Raw genomic sequence first — 13,910 nt, 5'->3', positions numbered from 1 at the left:
GAGGAACTTGACCACAACCGCAGATCCGAAACATACCTAGCAGGCGGGTCAATTCTAGGTGGAAACGCCGGGTCAGTTCTCAGTGGCAATCAACAAACAGACGTCTGATCGCGTTCGACAAGGACGGCGTCACCTTCCGCTACAAGGACTATCGCCGCCAGGGTAGTGACCGGCAGCAGATCATGACGCTAGCCACGGCCGAGTTCATCCGCCGCTTCCTGATTCATATTCTGCCGAAGGGCTTCCATCGCATTCGCCATTACGGTTTGCTCGCTGGCGGCTCCCGCAAGACCTGTGTCGCACACGCCCGCGAACTCCTGAACGCTATCCCGCCGTCCGATCACGACGCAACTGACGAGCCCACCGTCATACGACCGCAATGTCCCTGCTGTGGTGGGCGCATGATCGTCATCGAGGTGTTCGAACGCTGGCGCCAACCACGCGGGCCACCTGAATCGGCGACGGCGAACCGGGAGAATGCGTCATGATCCGGCATGGCATAACCACAAATCCTGCCCGGGATACTCTGCCCGAGGCAACGCTCCCGTGCGCCCCCAACACCATGACCGCGGCCGATCAGGTCATTCGCCGGCATATGTTTCCCCGACACCGCAGCTCACAAACACGCCGAAACGGCCGGGCCGCAATAGGTACAGTGCGTAAAATGTCCATCCGCGTCAGCTACGGGATGGGCTCAAAATCGAAATCCCCATAGCCCTGCCTTCGCCGCCCGCGGGTTCCTTCCTCGGCGACTTTCGTACGCCTGACGGCACCCGAAACTCTTCACGACTGCGGACTGGCAGGTTTGGTCTCACCAGTTAGCGAAGCGGACGTTCGGTCTTGAGAGGCATATAGTCGCTTTCGACCCATTACAGACCTTCGTAGAAGGAAGAGATGCTGCGCTGTAGCTTCCCAAAAGCAGTCATTCGGCATACCCTGTCTTCACAAGTCGAATTAAGTTCTGGGCCAGCATGATTAGGTACAAAACCCTCATTGGAGCCAACGCCACACAAGAAGAGGTGGATACCTTCGTTGAGTTGGTTACCTTAGGTGGCGCCGTCGATGAAAAGTATGTCCGATTGGGCATGATTCGTCCGGGGGCTCATATCATTTTCGCTGAAGTTGCGGGCCGAACAGTAGGTGTTGCTGCTTTGAAAGTGCCATCGGTCGAATACCGATTTGGCCTGCAAAGTGTCGCGAAGGCCGACTACTCGCTACCGGAAAGCGAATACCCGTATGAACTCGGATATGTCTCAGTTTCTCCCGAGCATGCAGGTAAAGGCATAGCGAAAACATTAGTCAAAAAAGTGATGAGCCTCGCAGATGGAAGCGGCATTTTTGCGACCACGAGCAATCCGGCGATGAAGGATGGCGTGCTGCCGCCCTTCAAGTTCGTTCCTGCTGGCCAGACTTGGAAGAACGCAAATGGAGACACACTAAGGCTTTTAGTTCGCGATTCACAAAATAATGAAGCCGTCCAGTAATGTCCGGCGCATTTCGGCACGAGATCAACTTCACTTCTGCTGCACGGCAGTTTGATAAAGCTGACGTCTGTCGATATTTCCGAGCGAAGTAAAACGGATAGATAAAGTGGCCTGAAGTTCAGGTGAAACAGAGGACCAAGCCATGGCAAGTTTAATTTGATAAGCGAGGTATTCTTTGATGTCAGGCGGAAAAACTAGGGTCTGGGCCGACTTGGATCCTGAAGGGCGCATGCGCCAAAGGTTCGACTTTGCTATCGAAGTTTTGTCGACGGATGATGCGACCCAAACAGTGACGATCCGTCTGAAGCCAGACCCCAGACGATATGAAATAGAAGACACCGCGAAAGGACGGCTCTATATAGATAAGTTCACAAGAGTCGCGATACCGGAAGACGTCGTTCAGCAAATGATGCAGCAGCATCTTGGAGGTTTTCCCATTTCTTACGGCCCTCCTTCAATTTCGTCTGCCTCCGATTACTCCAAATCTCGACGTGCGTCCCTCGGACAAGAGCTTAATGGAAGGGCGTATATGCTCCCTGAAGAAAAGGCGCATCCTCAAAAAGAACTCTTTTCCGCTTCGTCTGCTGACTTTGTGAGTTTCATTTCTGTAGATATCGTCGGAAGCACCTCTCTTCGGCAGAAATTTGGCGAAATGTTTGACAGGTCTTACGAGGTATTTCTCAGAGAACTACTGACCAGCGTTGGCCATTTCCGTGGCGCTGTTCTAAATGTGACTGGAGATGGATTTATTGCATTCATTGACATGCCGGGCTTCACTAGCCAATGCGATAACACGGTTGACCTTGGTCTCACCTTCCTGCGAATTCTCCGTGAGGCGATCAATCCAGCGCTCGTGGAAGCTGGCCTCCCTTGGTTGGAAGTAAGAGTCGGCGCCGATGTGGGAAAGGCTCAAAAAAGAGATATAGCTGTGGCTGCCACAGGCTTCCAATCTCACGATATTGGCAGCGAAGCCCTAAATCGCGCTGTCAAGCTTCAAGAGAATGCTCAGACAGGGCAATTTCTGATTGGGCAAGCGCTTTATGAACTGCTTCATGTCGAATGGCTGGAACGTTGCTCCACCGTTCCATTTGATGGCGAGCCCTTGGGTGTGTTTGGCTACGGCGTATATGAGATTACATAGATTTTTCTTAGGGATTTTTTCACTGCAGGCTATATTTCATAACTAGCTACAAGTTTGGTTTCCTCCAGTAACTTGTCCGATAGTACGTCACCGACTCCCCCAAAAACTCCCACGTCGCTTTTGTCCAAGGATTATTGTCGCTCTCGAGATGCTTTTTGCAGTCTGCGTTCATCTTACTGTAGACAGAACCAGACGCAAATGTAGTATTTCCATCAGAACGAATATCGCTGAATTTTGCAGCCAGATTGGGGGGCCGTCCGATGGAAACCAAGTCATTGGTTCCCCGAGCGCCTGCTCGGACAATGTACGCTTTGCCCACATCGATGCCTGACGCGTGCGTGATCTGGAAATCGGCATCTCGAACTGAATCATATTTATTCTCAAACCCCGGCCTAATGACCTCGCTTACGGACCACGCAATCGCAAAAGCGGCCTTTGTGGCGTTGGTGCATTTCGCACCTCCGACAAATGCGGCCATGACGCGATCTCCATCAAAGCTCATTACGGTGCCGCCCTTGTGCCGGATGATCCGCGTTGATGTGGCAAGAAATGCCTTAAGTATCTTTGCAGTGATACGTCGATCGAAACTACGAGCCATTTTCGAAGAATTGGCTAAGTCCGCGTATAGATAGGCGACCTCCAGCTCCACTGCTCCATTGTGCAGAGCAATACTTTCGGTTGATGGAACAGCTTGGCAGCTCCTCACCGACATTGTCGCATCCTTTATCCTTTGTACGTCGAGTTTAACGTCTTCAGAAATTCCCATCTTCATCTCAATACAAATTTGGTACCGACAAAGACCAAGGCAAAAGCGCCAACAGCATAGACATCATGGATCGTCTGATCCAAGAGTACTTCGTAGCAGCAATACTTGCATTGATATGAATTTGCTCGGCAAGATCTTTGCGGAGGGCGTCTTCAGATGTGTTCTCAAGAATGCCAAAGAAACTTTCTGATGGCTGACTTGCAATGCCACCGAAAAAGATCAGTGAGGCTTTGGACCCTTTTGTCCTTGGGAAAATTGCGATGGATGCACAAAGAACCGCGGTGGATAGTAATATGAGTGCAATCCATGATACCAACTGAACCCAACATGGTGCGCTCGAAATTGAACTATACTTGATTGCAACAGTCCCAAATAACGCGGTCGAAAGAGGCACAATCAATGCAATTCGTGACTCTGTGGCCGCGATCCAAGATAATTGCCTTCCAAGACTTATTTCCAGTCGCTCCGTTGACCAAGCAGTCATATCGTTCCTCTCAACAATGAAGACGAGGTTGCATCCAGCGGCATCAGATTGCAATAGGCTGCCCCTCTTCCTCCGCACCATCATTCGCTATTTGCCCGTTGCTGCCACTCATGATCTGCGCAGCGAATGAACGGTTTCCGCCCGCCCTGCTGATCAAAAGCTGGCGTCCCTTGCTGCGCGGCGTATGAATGGCCGCTATCCCAAACTCTCCGCAGGCGCCCAGCCGCACTGCTGCAAGTCAGCTTTCCGCCCTTTGTAGACCTTCGCACGTTGCGCAACGAATGGCAGCTTTCAGCACAAGGTCGAGAGAGATCTAATGGCCGAAATGGGGGCGCTTTGCGGACGGACAGAAACGGGGCCGATAAACGTTATTGAAAGAGCCGCTGCTCGATCTACCGAATAGGAATACGTGGCTAGCAGGCCGCGCGCTTACGTGCCACAGAAGGTTCGGTAGGGCGCCGCGGGCACCGGCGGAAGGCCGGCATAATCGGTGAACGCCGCCCGATCCTCGAAAGGCGTGGCCAGTGCTTCGTTCAGGCGTTCGAAGGGTGCCAGGTCGCCGGCCATCGCGGCGGCGAGCGCTTCCTCGACCAGGTGGTTGCGCGGAATGATCGCCGGGTTCACCGCATCCATCGCAACGCGGCGTTCACCTGGCTCTCCCGGTTCGGCCGCGAGGCGCTGACGCCAGCGCGTCGCCCAGCCGTCGTAGGCGGTTGGATCAGCAAAGAGACCGCGCAGCGACTCATCCGCCTGCTCGCTTTCCGCCGCCTTGCCGAGCTTGCGGAAGGTCAGGGTGAAGTCCGCCTTCTGCCGTGCCATGCGCCCGAGAAGATCCTCGATCAACGCGGCGTCTCCCTCCTGAGGTGTCTGCAAGCCTATCTTCGCGCGAAAGCCGTCGACATAAGCGGTGTTGAACGTGTCGGCAAAGCCGGAGAGGACGACCTCGGCGGCTTCAATGGCCTTGTTTTCGTCCGGATCGAGATGAGGAAGCAGGCATTCCGCCAGACGGACGAGGTTCCAGTGCGCGATGCCGGGTTGGTTGGCGTAGGCGTAACGCCCATTCCGGTCGATCGAGGAGAAGACTGTCGCGGGATCGTAAGCGTCGAGGAAGGCGCACGGGCCGTAGTCGATCGTTTCCCCAGCGATCGACATGTTGTCGGTGTTCATGACGCCGTGCACGAAGCCGACGTGCATCCAGCGTGCGACGAGTTCCGCCTGACGGGCGCTGACACCATGGAGAAGAGCGCGGTAGGGATGGGAAGCGCCTGCGGCCTCGGGGTAATGCCTGTCGATCACATGGTCGGCGAGTTGGCGAACAGCGGCGGCGTCGCCCCGTGCCGCGAAGAACTGGAACGTGCCGACGCGTATATGGCTGGAGGCGACCCTCGTAAGGACCGCGCCCGGCAGGGCCGTTTCCCGGTAGACTTGCTCTCCGGTCGCGACCGCGGCCAGCGCCCGCGTGGTTGGAATGCCGAGCGCGGCCATGGCCTCGCTGACGAGATACTCCCGCAGGACCGGGCCGAGTGCTGCCCGTCCGTCGCCGTTGCGCGAGAAGATGGTGGGGCCGGCCCCCTTCAGTTGAATGTCGCGACGCCGACCCTGTCGGTCGACGACCTCGCCGAGGAGGATGGCGCGCCCATCGCCGAGTTGCGGCACGAAATTTCCGAATTGATGTCCGGCGTAAGCGGCCGCGATCGGCTCTGCACCTGTCGGGAGCCGGTTGCCGGCGAAGATTTCAACCCCTTCAGCATTGTCCAACGCATCCGCGTCGAGCCCGAGCTCTTCGGCTAATCGCCGGTTCAGCTTCAGGAGATGCGGCGCGGCGACGGGCGACGGCACGGTTGGCCGATGGAAGGCGGCGCCGAGACGTGCGTAACTGTTGTCGAAGTCGAAATTTACCGTCATCTTTTCCGCATCGCTTCCGTTTGACCGCGTAGCCTCTGGCTTTCGATCATTCATTACATAGCTGGCGCTGTCGATGCCGGATTTCCAGAGCAATGCCGGACCAGACCATCAGCGGATAGATACCGGTGAAGGCGAAGTGGCCAACCCCATGCGGACGATCAGCGCCAGATCGGCAGCGTCTTTCGGGCCGGCATCTTTCTTTGCTGACAGCCGGTCTCTCATGCGCTCGCGGAAGGTTCGATGTTCGAGGCAGCCAGAAGACGTTTGCGCCATTCGAGGAATGCGGGCGTGGCGAACCCTGGCCGGAAGGCCAGGTGGGTGTCGACGGCCATCAGTTCATGCTCCTCCACGGAGCCGAGATGGGACAGCGTGTCGGCGACGCTTTTCGGCATGACGCTGACGCAGGCCCCTGCCGCGGTGCAGGCGAACATGGCGTGATAGGAGCCGACCTCCTGGATTTTCAGGCGTGCGCGGGCGGGGCTTCCGCCCATCAGCCACTCCTCCGCCAGCATGCGATAGGTGCAGCCCGGTGCGAAGGCGGCCAGCGCCTTCGGCTCCACGTCCGCTGGCGAGTGAACCGGGCGGTGCCCCTTTGGCAGGAGCAGGACGAGCTCCTCGCGAAAGACGGGGATTGTTTCCAGTGCGTCGAGCGCGCTCCAGCTATCGTCCGCCGCAATGGCGATGAGGGCGCAGTCGATACGATGGGCCTGAACCGCATCGGCAAGCTGGCGTGTCGGCGCCGTCGAGAGCTCGATCGTCACCTCCGGCCAGTCGCGGGTGAAGGCGGCAAACAATGAGGGCAGGCGGCTTGCGACCGTGCTTTCCATCGAGCCTATGCGCAGTGTGCCGCCGGGGCCTTCGGGATTGATCTGCTGGAGCGCCTCGTCGGCGAGATTGAGGATGCGTTCGGCATAGTCGAGATAGGTTTTACCCTCGCTGGTCAGCACCATGCGTCGCGTCTCGCGGGCAAACAGCGCCACACCGATCTCCGCCTCCAGCTGCTGAATCCGGGTGGTGACGTTCGATGGCACGCGACCCAGGAGTTCGGCGGCCCGAGTGATGCTTTCCTCTCTGGCGACGGCCCTGAAGACGGCGAGTGTGGCGAGGTCCATCGAAATTCTCCATTGCAGAACCAATGGAAATATATATTCTTTAAATGGAAATAAACGTCAAGGTGAATTCTCTTTCAGGGAATTTATGCTGACCTGATCGATATGTGCGGAACGGTGAAAGGAGATGGCGAAATGCTTGAAGGGCTCGGAATGAAGCTGCCAATCATTCAGGCGCCGATGGCTGGCGTCTCGACCCCGGCGCTGGCGGCGGCGGTCTCAAACGCCGGCGGGCTCGGCTCAATCGGCATTGGCGCGAGCGATGTCGCCGGTGCCCGCGCGATGATCGACGAAACCTTCGCCCGAACGGACCGGCCCTTCAACGTCAATGTCTTCGCGCATGGCCCGGCCGTGCAGGACCCGGAGCGGGAAGCGGCATGGCTGGCGGCACTCAGACCGGCCTTCGCCGAATTCGGTGCCGCGCCGCCAGCAAGTCTGCGCGTGATCTACAAGAGCTTTTCCGATGATCCGGAGATGCTGTCTCTTCTGGTCGAGAAAAAGCCGGCAGTCGTCAGCTTTCATTTTGGCCTGCCGCCGGCTGAAACGATCACTGCCTTGAAGGATGCGGGCATCCGGCTTCTCGCGACGGCGACGAGCCTTGCCGAGGCCGAAGCCGTCGAGGCTGCCGGGCTCGATGCCGTCATCGCGCAGGGGATCGAAGCCGGAGGGCATCGTGGCGTGTTCGATCCCCAGGCCGTTGATGATGGTCCGGGCACATTTGCGCTGACGCGGCTTCTGGTCAGGAAGACTGGCATCCCTGTTATCGCGGCAGGCGGGATCATGGATGGCGCGGGCATTGCCGCCGCCTGCGATCTCGGCGCGGTCGCCGCGCAGCTCGGCACAGCCTTCATCGCCTGTCCAGAGTCTGCCGCCGATGATGCCTATCGTGCCGCATTGAAGGGGCACGGCGCTCTTCACACGCGGCTGACAACCGCGATTTCCGGCCGGCCGGCACGTGCGCTTGCCAACCGGTTCACGGAACTGGCGGAAACATCGCTTCTCGGAACCACGCCACCCGACTATCCCATTGCCTACGACGCCGGAAAGGCCCTTCACGCCACCGCCAAAGCCTGCGGCGAGGCCGGTTACGGTGCGCAATGGGCGGGGCAAGGTGCGCCGCTCGCGCGTGTCATGCCCGCCGCGGAACTGATGGCAACGCTCGCGCTTGAAATGCGGTTTGATGAAGTGTCATGTATCGATCGGCGAAGCTAGCGCCCACGGTGATGCCTCGCTTCGGTTTTCCTTGGCCCATCTCACCTAGCTGCGTAATGAGAACCCAGACGTCCGAAGAACTGATGGCTGCTTTCTACGAAAGAGGTCAGTTTCTGAGTCCTTTGGCTAATGAAATGGTGTAGGGTGGTCGCTGCTTGGCGTCAGCGTAGTTCGTGAATCAGAAGAACTTTCCAGAAAGCATTTCCGGAAAATGGAATAGAGCGAACGGGGTTTTCCACAAAATTGCGTGCGATTTTTGCGCGAAAGCCTGCGGAATCGCCCACTTTCCACATTTCCAGACACGCCCCCTATATCGCGTTCCGAAAATTTGATTAAATTGTCTTGCCATCGAAACACTCTCCGGAGGCCAAGATGGCAACTAATATCCCGCTAGAACACCGGCTAATTTCCAAGCCGCAACTCATGGAGTTGCTGTCATGGAGCGAGAGCTCCATCGACAGAAGGCTGCGCGAGGACCTCGATTTCCCGAGACCCGTCCGTCTGGGGCCTCACACCGTGCGATGGCGATTGGCCGACGTTCTCGATTTCATCGACTCGCTTCCTCTGGCGGAGGAGGAGTGGCGATGAGTTCTCAAAGGACGGAAATTTTCCAGACCCGCCTGACGCGATCGGAGGCGTCGGCAGTCCGGTGGCATATGCTGCAATGCCGCGAGCCGCAAAAGGCGAAATACGTCCGCCTCTGCCTTCTGGCTGGCGGTGGCGAGAGGCTGGAAGAGCTCGATCGCCGCACTGGCGAAATCATGGCGATCGTTAGAGATCTTCAGATGTGTACGCACCTGACCCGGGCTGAAAAGGCCAGACTACTGCGTGTAGCGCACACGCAAGCGTCAGCCCTCGTGCATGTCGTGGGAGTGCTGGCATGAGGCCTTACTTCACCTTTCCCAACAATTTTGAGGCGCTTTACGCCTACTTTCATTCCCCAGAAGCGGAAGTGCTGGCCGGCCCGATCGCCGGACTTCCACGCCCGATCTGCCGAAAGATCTTCACTGCGAACCAAGCACACATGGCTCGCCCCCATGCGCATATGACATTGTCAGCACCGCAAACGGCATTTCTCGACAGAGAGCAATGGTGCGAGGCAATCGATATCGCGTTCGCTGCATTTGGCATCGATACGGCCATGATCCCCTGGTTCTCGTGCCGCCACAGGGATGCCAATTGCGATCACATCCACGTGGCCGCGAGACTTTCCACATGGACGGGCATTCCGGTCGAGTTGCCACCGATGAAGCCGGCCTGCGATCGGGCCGAACGCGACCTGCGTATGACCTTCGCTGGTCGCATTCGCGGGATTACAGCTCCGCCGATCGAGAAACCTAAACCACCTCCCATGTTTCCACGCCGGCCGAGGATACGCGGGGGGCCGTACGAAGACGTGCTCGTGGAGATCGAGACGGTCATTCGTCGACGACTGCCGACATGTTTTGAAGACCTGGCGACGACTTTGCAGAATTCGTCGCCTCCCATCCGATTAACCGAGACGCCAACAATATATGGTCGGGCCGGTTACCAAGTCACACGCGGCACTCGCAAGCCGGTTTTCGCGGGAGAGCTCAGTCGCACCCTGCAGCCGGCAAGACTGAAAAAGCAATTCGAAATCTGCGGCATTGCCCGCGCCTTGAACCTTTCGCGGGACCTCGACCTGTTGCGCAAGACTATTGCCCAACTCGAGCCACCGCACCCATCACCGAGAAGGAATACCCATGTCCACCGAAGCGAAGATATCAGAAGTGCGGGACGTCCTGATCACGATCTCGAAAACGGGACTGGATCAGAAGAAGACGCTCGAGCAGAATCTCGGGGTGACCTGCCAGGTTCACGAAATCGTCTCGATGGCATTCGATCCCGAAAACGGTCACAGATCAGCGATCGAGGAGTTGGCTCAGCGGATCGGCGTGCTGGCGGAAACCCAGATCGATATCCTCAAGGAGGTCGAGCGCCAGACCGCGACCGTGAAAGCGCTACGGCGCGAACTGAAGCCGATCGCAGAATTCTTGACGAAACCGGGGGATCAAGGGGGCTGAGGAGGCTGCTGGACTGCCTGAGGCAGCGGAAGATCAAGGCCCTGATTTCCTGGACTTCGGATATTGCGTCATGCCGCTTTCACGACGGCTCTGAGCTTAGCCATGACGGCGAACATCTTTATCTGACGCGGGGCGGAGAGCAGGCCCGGACTGTTCTCGATCTGCTGAGATCAGCGCGTCAAGCACTGGACGTCGAGGTTGATGAAGACGACGCCATCGAAAGTCCAGACGATATTGTTCCGCCCGATCATCTTCCGTCTCCCTAGACGGCCTGCAGTTGTGCCGAACAGCCAACACTTCAAAATTGAAAGGATGCAACATGAAATACAATCAACCTCACCCTGACAAGATCGCACGGAAGATCAAACGCTGGAATGGCGTCGATATCTACGAACTGAAGCAGAGGCTCGAAGAGTTGCGGGAGGCCGCGAGTGAACGTGGAATGGAAAATCAGGAATTCGTGGATATGTGCAGCTTGCCTCTCGGGATGGAGGTCCCCCGTGAAATTGATCACTATATAATCTGGTCGATTGATGCCTCCGGGCGCGTACTCTGCGGCGATGGGAGCCATTATGAGGTCGATACCGTTGAAGACATGGCGAGAGTCTGCCGGCAAAACAGAAGCTCAGAAACGTGATCCGGTCCTTGGCTGCGCAGTTTGAAACAACGAGCAGCATGGGCCTCATGACCGTGTCGCGTTTCATCCCTGTATGAATGTCAGCGATCCTTGCGCGCGTCAGAGCTGTCCAGAGCCTTTTCTGATTGGCTTTCCGTTGATCTATAGAAATTCGATGGCAGAAAGTTCTCGCCCTTTGCTGCCGACTTCTTGCCATTGATCGATCAGGCGTCATTGTCTATATAATAGGAATTATATAGAGAGAGGCAGCCACTATGCAGAGTGTCAAGATTACAACGGTTGGCGCATCGTCCGGCGTCATCCTCACCAAGGAAATAATGGCCCATCTGAAGGTCAAGAAGGGTGATACCCTCTATCTGACGGAAACAGCGGATGGCGGCTATCGCCTTACGCCCTATAATCCGGAGTTCGTCCGCCAGATGGAACTCGCCGATGAAATCATGCACGACGACCGCGAGGTATTGCGCGCGCTCGCCAAATGACGGGTGCCGCGATGAAGAACTGGCGATGGGTGGAACCGGCTGTCATATATGCGGTTCACGACAGGCAATTGTCGGAACATGGCGGCTCCGAGGGCATCCGAAACGCTGACGGGATAGAAAGCGCCTTGGCCCGTCCGCAGAATGTGGCTGCATATGGCACCCCGGACGCGTCAGACCTTGCCGCGGCCTATGCCTTCGGTCTCGCCAAGAACCATGGTTTCATGGATGGCAACAAGCGCACGGCCTGGATCGCGGCGCGTCTTTTCCTTGCCGATAACGGATACCGGCTTCGCTTCCAGCCCGTCGATGCGATTCAGTTGATGGAAGGCGTGGCTGGCGGCGTGATCGGGGAAGACGAACTCGCACGCTGGTTCAGGGATCGGCTGGTTGAAGCCTGACGGCAAATCAGGTTATTGCCGGACTTCGGGCGATGCAATTTACGCCGCCCAAAGTCGATGTCTGTTATCAGCTCTGTATCGTGCCGGAGAAGAGACCGATCGGTTCTCTTCCACCAGTGACATAATCGGCCCAATCCTGCATGAGTTCCACCCGTTCCTCGAGCAGATCCTCGCGTTGATAGGCCGCTTCAAGATCGTCTGGCTCATGCGCCAGAGCAAACTCCATGGTGTCGCGCGTGAAGCGCTTCTGCTGGCGCGCCCACGTTCGGAAACTGGCCCGAAAGCCATGCGCGGTGATGCCGGGTTCGAAGCGGATCGCAAGATTTCGGATGGCGTTTTCGCACAAGGCGCCTGACCGGTTCCTCGGTTTGGCGAACACCAGTTTTTCATGTCCGCTGAGCGGACGCATTTCGATCACCGCCCGAATAGCCTGTCTCGACATTGGCACCCGATGGGATCGGTGCATTTTCATGAGCCGCTCCGGAGTCGTCCAGACACCGGTGTTGAAGTAGAAGAAATCCCATTCTGCGTGTCGGGTCTCCTTCGATCTCTTGGCGGTCAGAAGCAGCAGCATTGTCGCATATCTCAATGTCGGTTCACATGGCACGGTCTGGAGCCAGTCCCAGAATTCCGGCACCCGCTCAGGCGGCAATGATCCATGGTGGCGACGTACGGTTCGCACCGCGCCAAGCGCGATCTTGGGATCGAAATCTGCCGGATTGTCATCGCGGTACCCGCGGATCTTAGCCAAGGCGAAAATTTCCCGGGTCCGTCCAAGCGTGCGGCGAGCCGTCTCGTGTTTCAATCTCCAGATCGGCGCGATGGTGTCGACGATTTCGGGAAGCTTGATTTCGTCGATCGGCTTGGAGCCGATGTCAGGGAACACGTATGTGGCGATCGTATTCCAGTTTTGCGTGACGTGCTTGGCGTTGCGCAAACCGGGCTTCTTCATCTCGAACCAGGTCCTGGCCATCTCCTGGAATGTCGGCGTTGCAGATTTTGGTGCGCCTGCCTTTCCGGTCATGCCAGCCGGTTGACTTCGCCTTTTCCGCCGTGACGAAGTGGGTAATGGCTGTTCTTTGCCGCTGAGCAGTTCCCGCACATCAGCGACTGTCTTGCCGTCGGCAAAGAGCCCCCTGATGATATTTGCCTTCTCTCTGGCATCCTTCAGCCCCATCTCGGGATAGGACCCGAGCGTGATCCATGTCACCGCACCGGCGGTGACCGGTGTTCGAAATAAAAAACTTTTGCGCCCTCCAGAGAAAAGGCGCAGATAAAGCCCGTGTCCGTCGCTCAGCCGCTCCGGTCCGGATGCAAATTTCGCAGATTCGATCTGCTTTACCGTCAAGCTCATAAGAGTACCTCCGTCGATTGAATGGTGTCCGAAGGTACGAAACGGCTCTGGCCTCGTCTAAATCCCCTTGAAGGCCGTTGAAGTGATCTGACGAAAAAAATCTCGACAATACAGTTGGTTAGTTGCGTAATGTGACGGGTGATGACGGGTTCTGAATGTGGTCCTAGACATTCTCTCTGTCCGCCATCCCGCTTTAGCAAGGTTTTGGCAATCGTTTCCCGGATAGCTGGATCAGAAGGGAGCCCCAGGGCAGAAGTTGTCCTGAAAGAACGCGCCTGCCTTCTTGATCCTGGCGTTAGATCGGGTGCCTCCGCCAAAACGATTTCCGTCGAAGAATTGGCGGCATTCTGTCTTTGGCGAGCAGTCGAACATCAGCCCCTCGAATGAAACGGAATCGCGGCCGTCATCAATGGCCCATACACCGCTGAAATCCAGACGGGCCTCGATCCGAAAAGTAACCTCCGGCTGGTCGAGTACCTCCAACGTTATGTCGTAGACGCAGTCACGGTCTTGCGAGACGCTAAAGCCGAACTTCGTCTGTTCATACGGGTTAGCGGCCAGCAACTCGTAGCGAGCCGGCGATGACGAGATCTGTTCGCGCGTAACCTTGCCATCAGGTATGTAGAGCGCCAACTCGGGATTGTCCGCAACGCCCATGACAATGAAGGCAACGGTCTCCTCGGCGGTTGGCAGTTGTGCGGAAAGACTTGTGCTGCTGCCGAGTGCGAATGTCATTGCCGTTGCCAGGACGCTGAATGCAAACCTCATCAAATCCCCCTTTGCTTCACGTGATTCTGCATGAAATAAGAGCTTTGTTCAGGGGAGAATGCAATGGTTCTGTTGAATTTCGCTGTTATTGCTCGCTGCTTGGCATGAAACTACTAAGAGTTGTT

14 protein-coding genes and 1 pseudogene are annotated in these 13,910 nt (G+C 56.9%); 9 read left to right on the top strand and 6 right to left on the bottom strand.

Translation table 11 applies throughout. From position 1 onward, the window contains the following. Positions 1–53: 53 nt before the first annotated feature. The 3 genes and pseudogenes from GGR30_RS12380 to GGR30_RS12370 all read left to right on the top strand — a co-directional run. Positions 54–488: pseudogene (locus GGR30_RS12380) on the top strand (transposase); the annotation flags it as partial. Between the two features lie 483 nt (positions 489–971). Then, positions 972–1,484, top strand: coding sequence for a GNAT family N-acetyltransferase (locus GGR30_RS12375; protein WP_183486681.1), 513 nt, complete (start codon positions 972–974; stop codon positions 1,482–1,484). 178 nt (positions 1,485–1,662) lie between these two features. Continuing rightward, positions 1,663–2,625 carry an adenylate/guanylate cyclase domain-containing protein gene (locus GGR30_RS12370; protein WP_183486679.1) on the top strand — a complete coding sequence of 321 codons (963 nt, stop codon included), beginning with the start codon at positions 1,663–1,665 and terminating at the stop codon, positions 2,623–2,625. Positions 2,626–2,671: 46 nt separating this feature from the next. Here the strand turns inward: GGR30_RS12370 and GGR30_RS12365 are convergent, their stop codons facing one another. The 4 genes from GGR30_RS12365 to GGR30_RS12350 form a co-directional block, all read right to left on the bottom strand. Continuing rightward, a complete protein-coding gene (locus tag GGR30_RS12365) occupies positions 2,672–3,391 on the bottom strand; it encodes an adenylate/guanylate cyclase domain-containing protein (protein ID WP_183486676.1) in 720 nt (239 codons plus the stop codon). A 7-nt stretch (positions 3,392–3,398) separates the two neighbouring features. Then, positions 3,399–3,875, bottom strand: coding sequence for a Pycsar system effector family protein (locus GGR30_RS12360; RefSeq protein ID WP_183486674.1), 477 nt, complete (start codon positions 3,873–3,875; stop codon positions 3,399–3,401). Between the two features lie 429 nt (positions 3,876–4,304). Continuing rightward, positions 4,305–5,780 (bottom strand): protein adenylyltransferase SelO, encoded by a 1,476-nt coding sequence (locus tag GGR30_RS12355; protein WP_183486672.1) that lies wholly within the window; start codon positions 5,778–5,780, stop codon positions 4,305–4,307. A gap of 218 nt (positions 5,781–5,998) precedes the next feature. Beyond that, positions 5,999–6,892, bottom strand: coding sequence for a LysR substrate-binding domain-containing protein (locus GGR30_RS12350; protein WP_183486671.1), 894 nt, complete (start codon positions 6,890–6,892; stop codon positions 5,999–6,001). Between the two features lie 132 nt (positions 6,893–7,024). Between GGR30_RS12350 and GGR30_RS12345 the strand changes: the two genes are divergently transcribed. The 6 genes from GGR30_RS12345 to GGR30_RS12320 all read left to right on the top strand — a co-directional run bounded on the left by GGR30_RS12345 (position 7,025) and on the right by GGR30_RS12320 (position 11,663). After that, complete coding sequence (locus GGR30_RS12345; protein WP_183486669.1) at positions 7,025–8,101, top strand: NAD(P)H-dependent flavin oxidoreductase; 1,077 nt, start codon at positions 7,025–7,027, stop codon at positions 8,099–8,101. Between the two features lie 372 nt (positions 8,102–8,473). Then, complete coding sequence (locus GGR30_RS12340; protein ID WP_132307839.1) at positions 8,474–8,689, top strand: helix-turn-helix transcriptional regulator; 216 nt, start codon at positions 8,474–8,476, stop codon at positions 8,687–8,689. 1,136 nt (positions 8,690–9,825) lie between these two features. Continuing rightward, on the top strand, positions 9,826–10,146 hold the full coding sequence (locus GGR30_RS12335; protein WP_183486667.1) for a hypothetical protein: 321 nt from the start codon (positions 9,826–9,828) through the stop codon (positions 10,144–10,146). Positions 10,147–10,465: 319 nt separating this feature from the next. Further along, on the top strand, positions 10,466–10,783 hold the full coding sequence (locus GGR30_RS12330; protein ID WP_183486664.1) for a hypothetical protein: 318 nt from the start codon (positions 10,466–10,468) through the stop codon (positions 10,781–10,783). A 254-nt stretch (positions 10,784–11,037) separates the two neighbouring features. Beyond that, complete coding sequence (locus GGR30_RS12325) at positions 11,038–11,265, top strand: AbrB/MazE/SpoVT family DNA-binding domain-containing protein (protein ID WP_106308240.1); 228 nt, start codon at positions 11,038–11,040, stop codon at positions 11,263–11,265. 11 nt (positions 11,266–11,276) lie between these two features. Beyond that, positions 11,277–11,663, top strand: coding sequence for a type II toxin-antitoxin system death-on-curing family toxin (locus GGR30_RS12320; protein ID WP_183486663.1), 387 nt, complete (start codon positions 11,277–11,279; stop codon positions 11,661–11,663). A 67-nt stretch (positions 11,664–11,730) separates the two neighbouring features. On the opposite strand, the gene GGR30_RS12315 is transcribed toward GGR30_RS12320, so the two are convergent. Continuing rightward, positions 11,731–13,017 (bottom strand): tyrosine-type recombinase/integrase, encoded by a 1,287-nt coding sequence (locus GGR30_RS12315; protein WP_183486662.1) that lies wholly within the window; start codon positions 13,015–13,017, stop codon positions 11,731–11,733. 231 nt (positions 13,018–13,248) lie between these two features. After that, positions 13,249–13,785, bottom strand: coding sequence for a hypothetical protein (locus tag GGR30_RS12310; RefSeq protein WP_183486661.1), 537 nt, complete (start codon positions 13,783–13,785; stop codon positions 13,249–13,251). Between the last annotated feature and the right edge of the window lie 125 nt (positions 13,786–13,910).

The organism is Martelella radicis, from assembly GCF_014196625.1.
GTDB lineage: Bacteria > Pseudomonadota > Alphaproteobacteria > Rhizobiales > Rhizobiaceae > Martelella > Martelella radicis.
Note: the sequence above shows the minus strand (reverse complement) of the source record. Positions and strands in the feature narration are given on the sequence as shown.

Excerpts from the sequence above, each read along its gene's own strand:
- GGR30_RS12375 (WP_183486681.1), top strand. The coding sequence starts at position 972 with ATGATTAGGTACAAAACCCTCATTGGAGCCAACGCCACACAAGAAGAG.
- GGR30_RS12370 (WP_183486679.1), top strand. The coding sequence starts at position 1,663 with ATGTCAGGCGGAAAAACTAGGGTCTGGGCCGACTTGGATCCTGAAGGG.
- GGR30_RS12365 (WP_183486676.1), bottom strand. The coding sequence starts at position 3,391 with ATGGGAATTTCTGAAGACGTTAAACTCGACGTACAAAGGATAAAGGAT.
- GGR30_RS12360 (WP_183486674.1), bottom strand. The coding sequence starts at position 3,875 with ATGACTGCTTGGTCAACGGAGCGACTGGAAATAAGTCTTGGAAGGCAA.
- GGR30_RS12355 (WP_183486672.1), bottom strand. The coding sequence starts at position 5,780 with ATGACGGTAAATTTCGACTTCGACAACAGTTACGCACGTCTCGGCGCC.
- GGR30_RS12350 (WP_183486671.1), bottom strand. The coding sequence starts at position 6,892 with ATGGACCTCGCCACACTCGCCGTCTTCAGGGCCGTCGCCAGAGAGGAA.
- GGR30_RS12345 (WP_183486669.1), top strand. The coding sequence starts at position 7,025 with ATGCTTGAAGGGCTCGGAATGAAGCTGCCAATCATTCAGGCGCCGATG.
- GGR30_RS12340 (WP_132307839.1), top strand. The coding sequence starts at position 8,474 with ATGGCAACTAATATCCCGCTAGAACACCGGCTAATTTCCAAGCCGCAA.
- GGR30_RS12335 (WP_183486667.1), top strand. The coding sequence starts at position 9,826 with ATGTCCACCGAAGCGAAGATATCAGAAGTGCGGGACGTCCTGATCACG.
- GGR30_RS12330 (WP_183486664.1), top strand. The coding sequence starts at position 10,466 with ATGAAATACAATCAACCTCACCCTGACAAGATCGCACGGAAGATCAAA.
- GGR30_RS12325 (WP_106308240.1), top strand. The coding sequence starts at position 11,038 with ATGCAGAGTGTCAAGATTACAACGGTTGGCGCATCGTCCGGCGTCATC.
- GGR30_RS12320 (WP_183486663.1), top strand. The coding sequence starts at position 11,277 with ATGAAGAACTGGCGATGGGTGGAACCGGCTGTCATATATGCGGTTCAC.
- GGR30_RS12315 (WP_183486662.1), bottom strand. The coding sequence starts at position 13,017 with ATGAGCTTGACGGTAAAGCAGATCGAATCTGCGAAATTTGCATCCGGA.
- GGR30_RS12310 (WP_183486661.1), bottom strand. The coding sequence starts at position 13,785 with ATGAGGTTTGCATTCAGCGTCCTGGCAACGGCAATGACATTCGCACTC.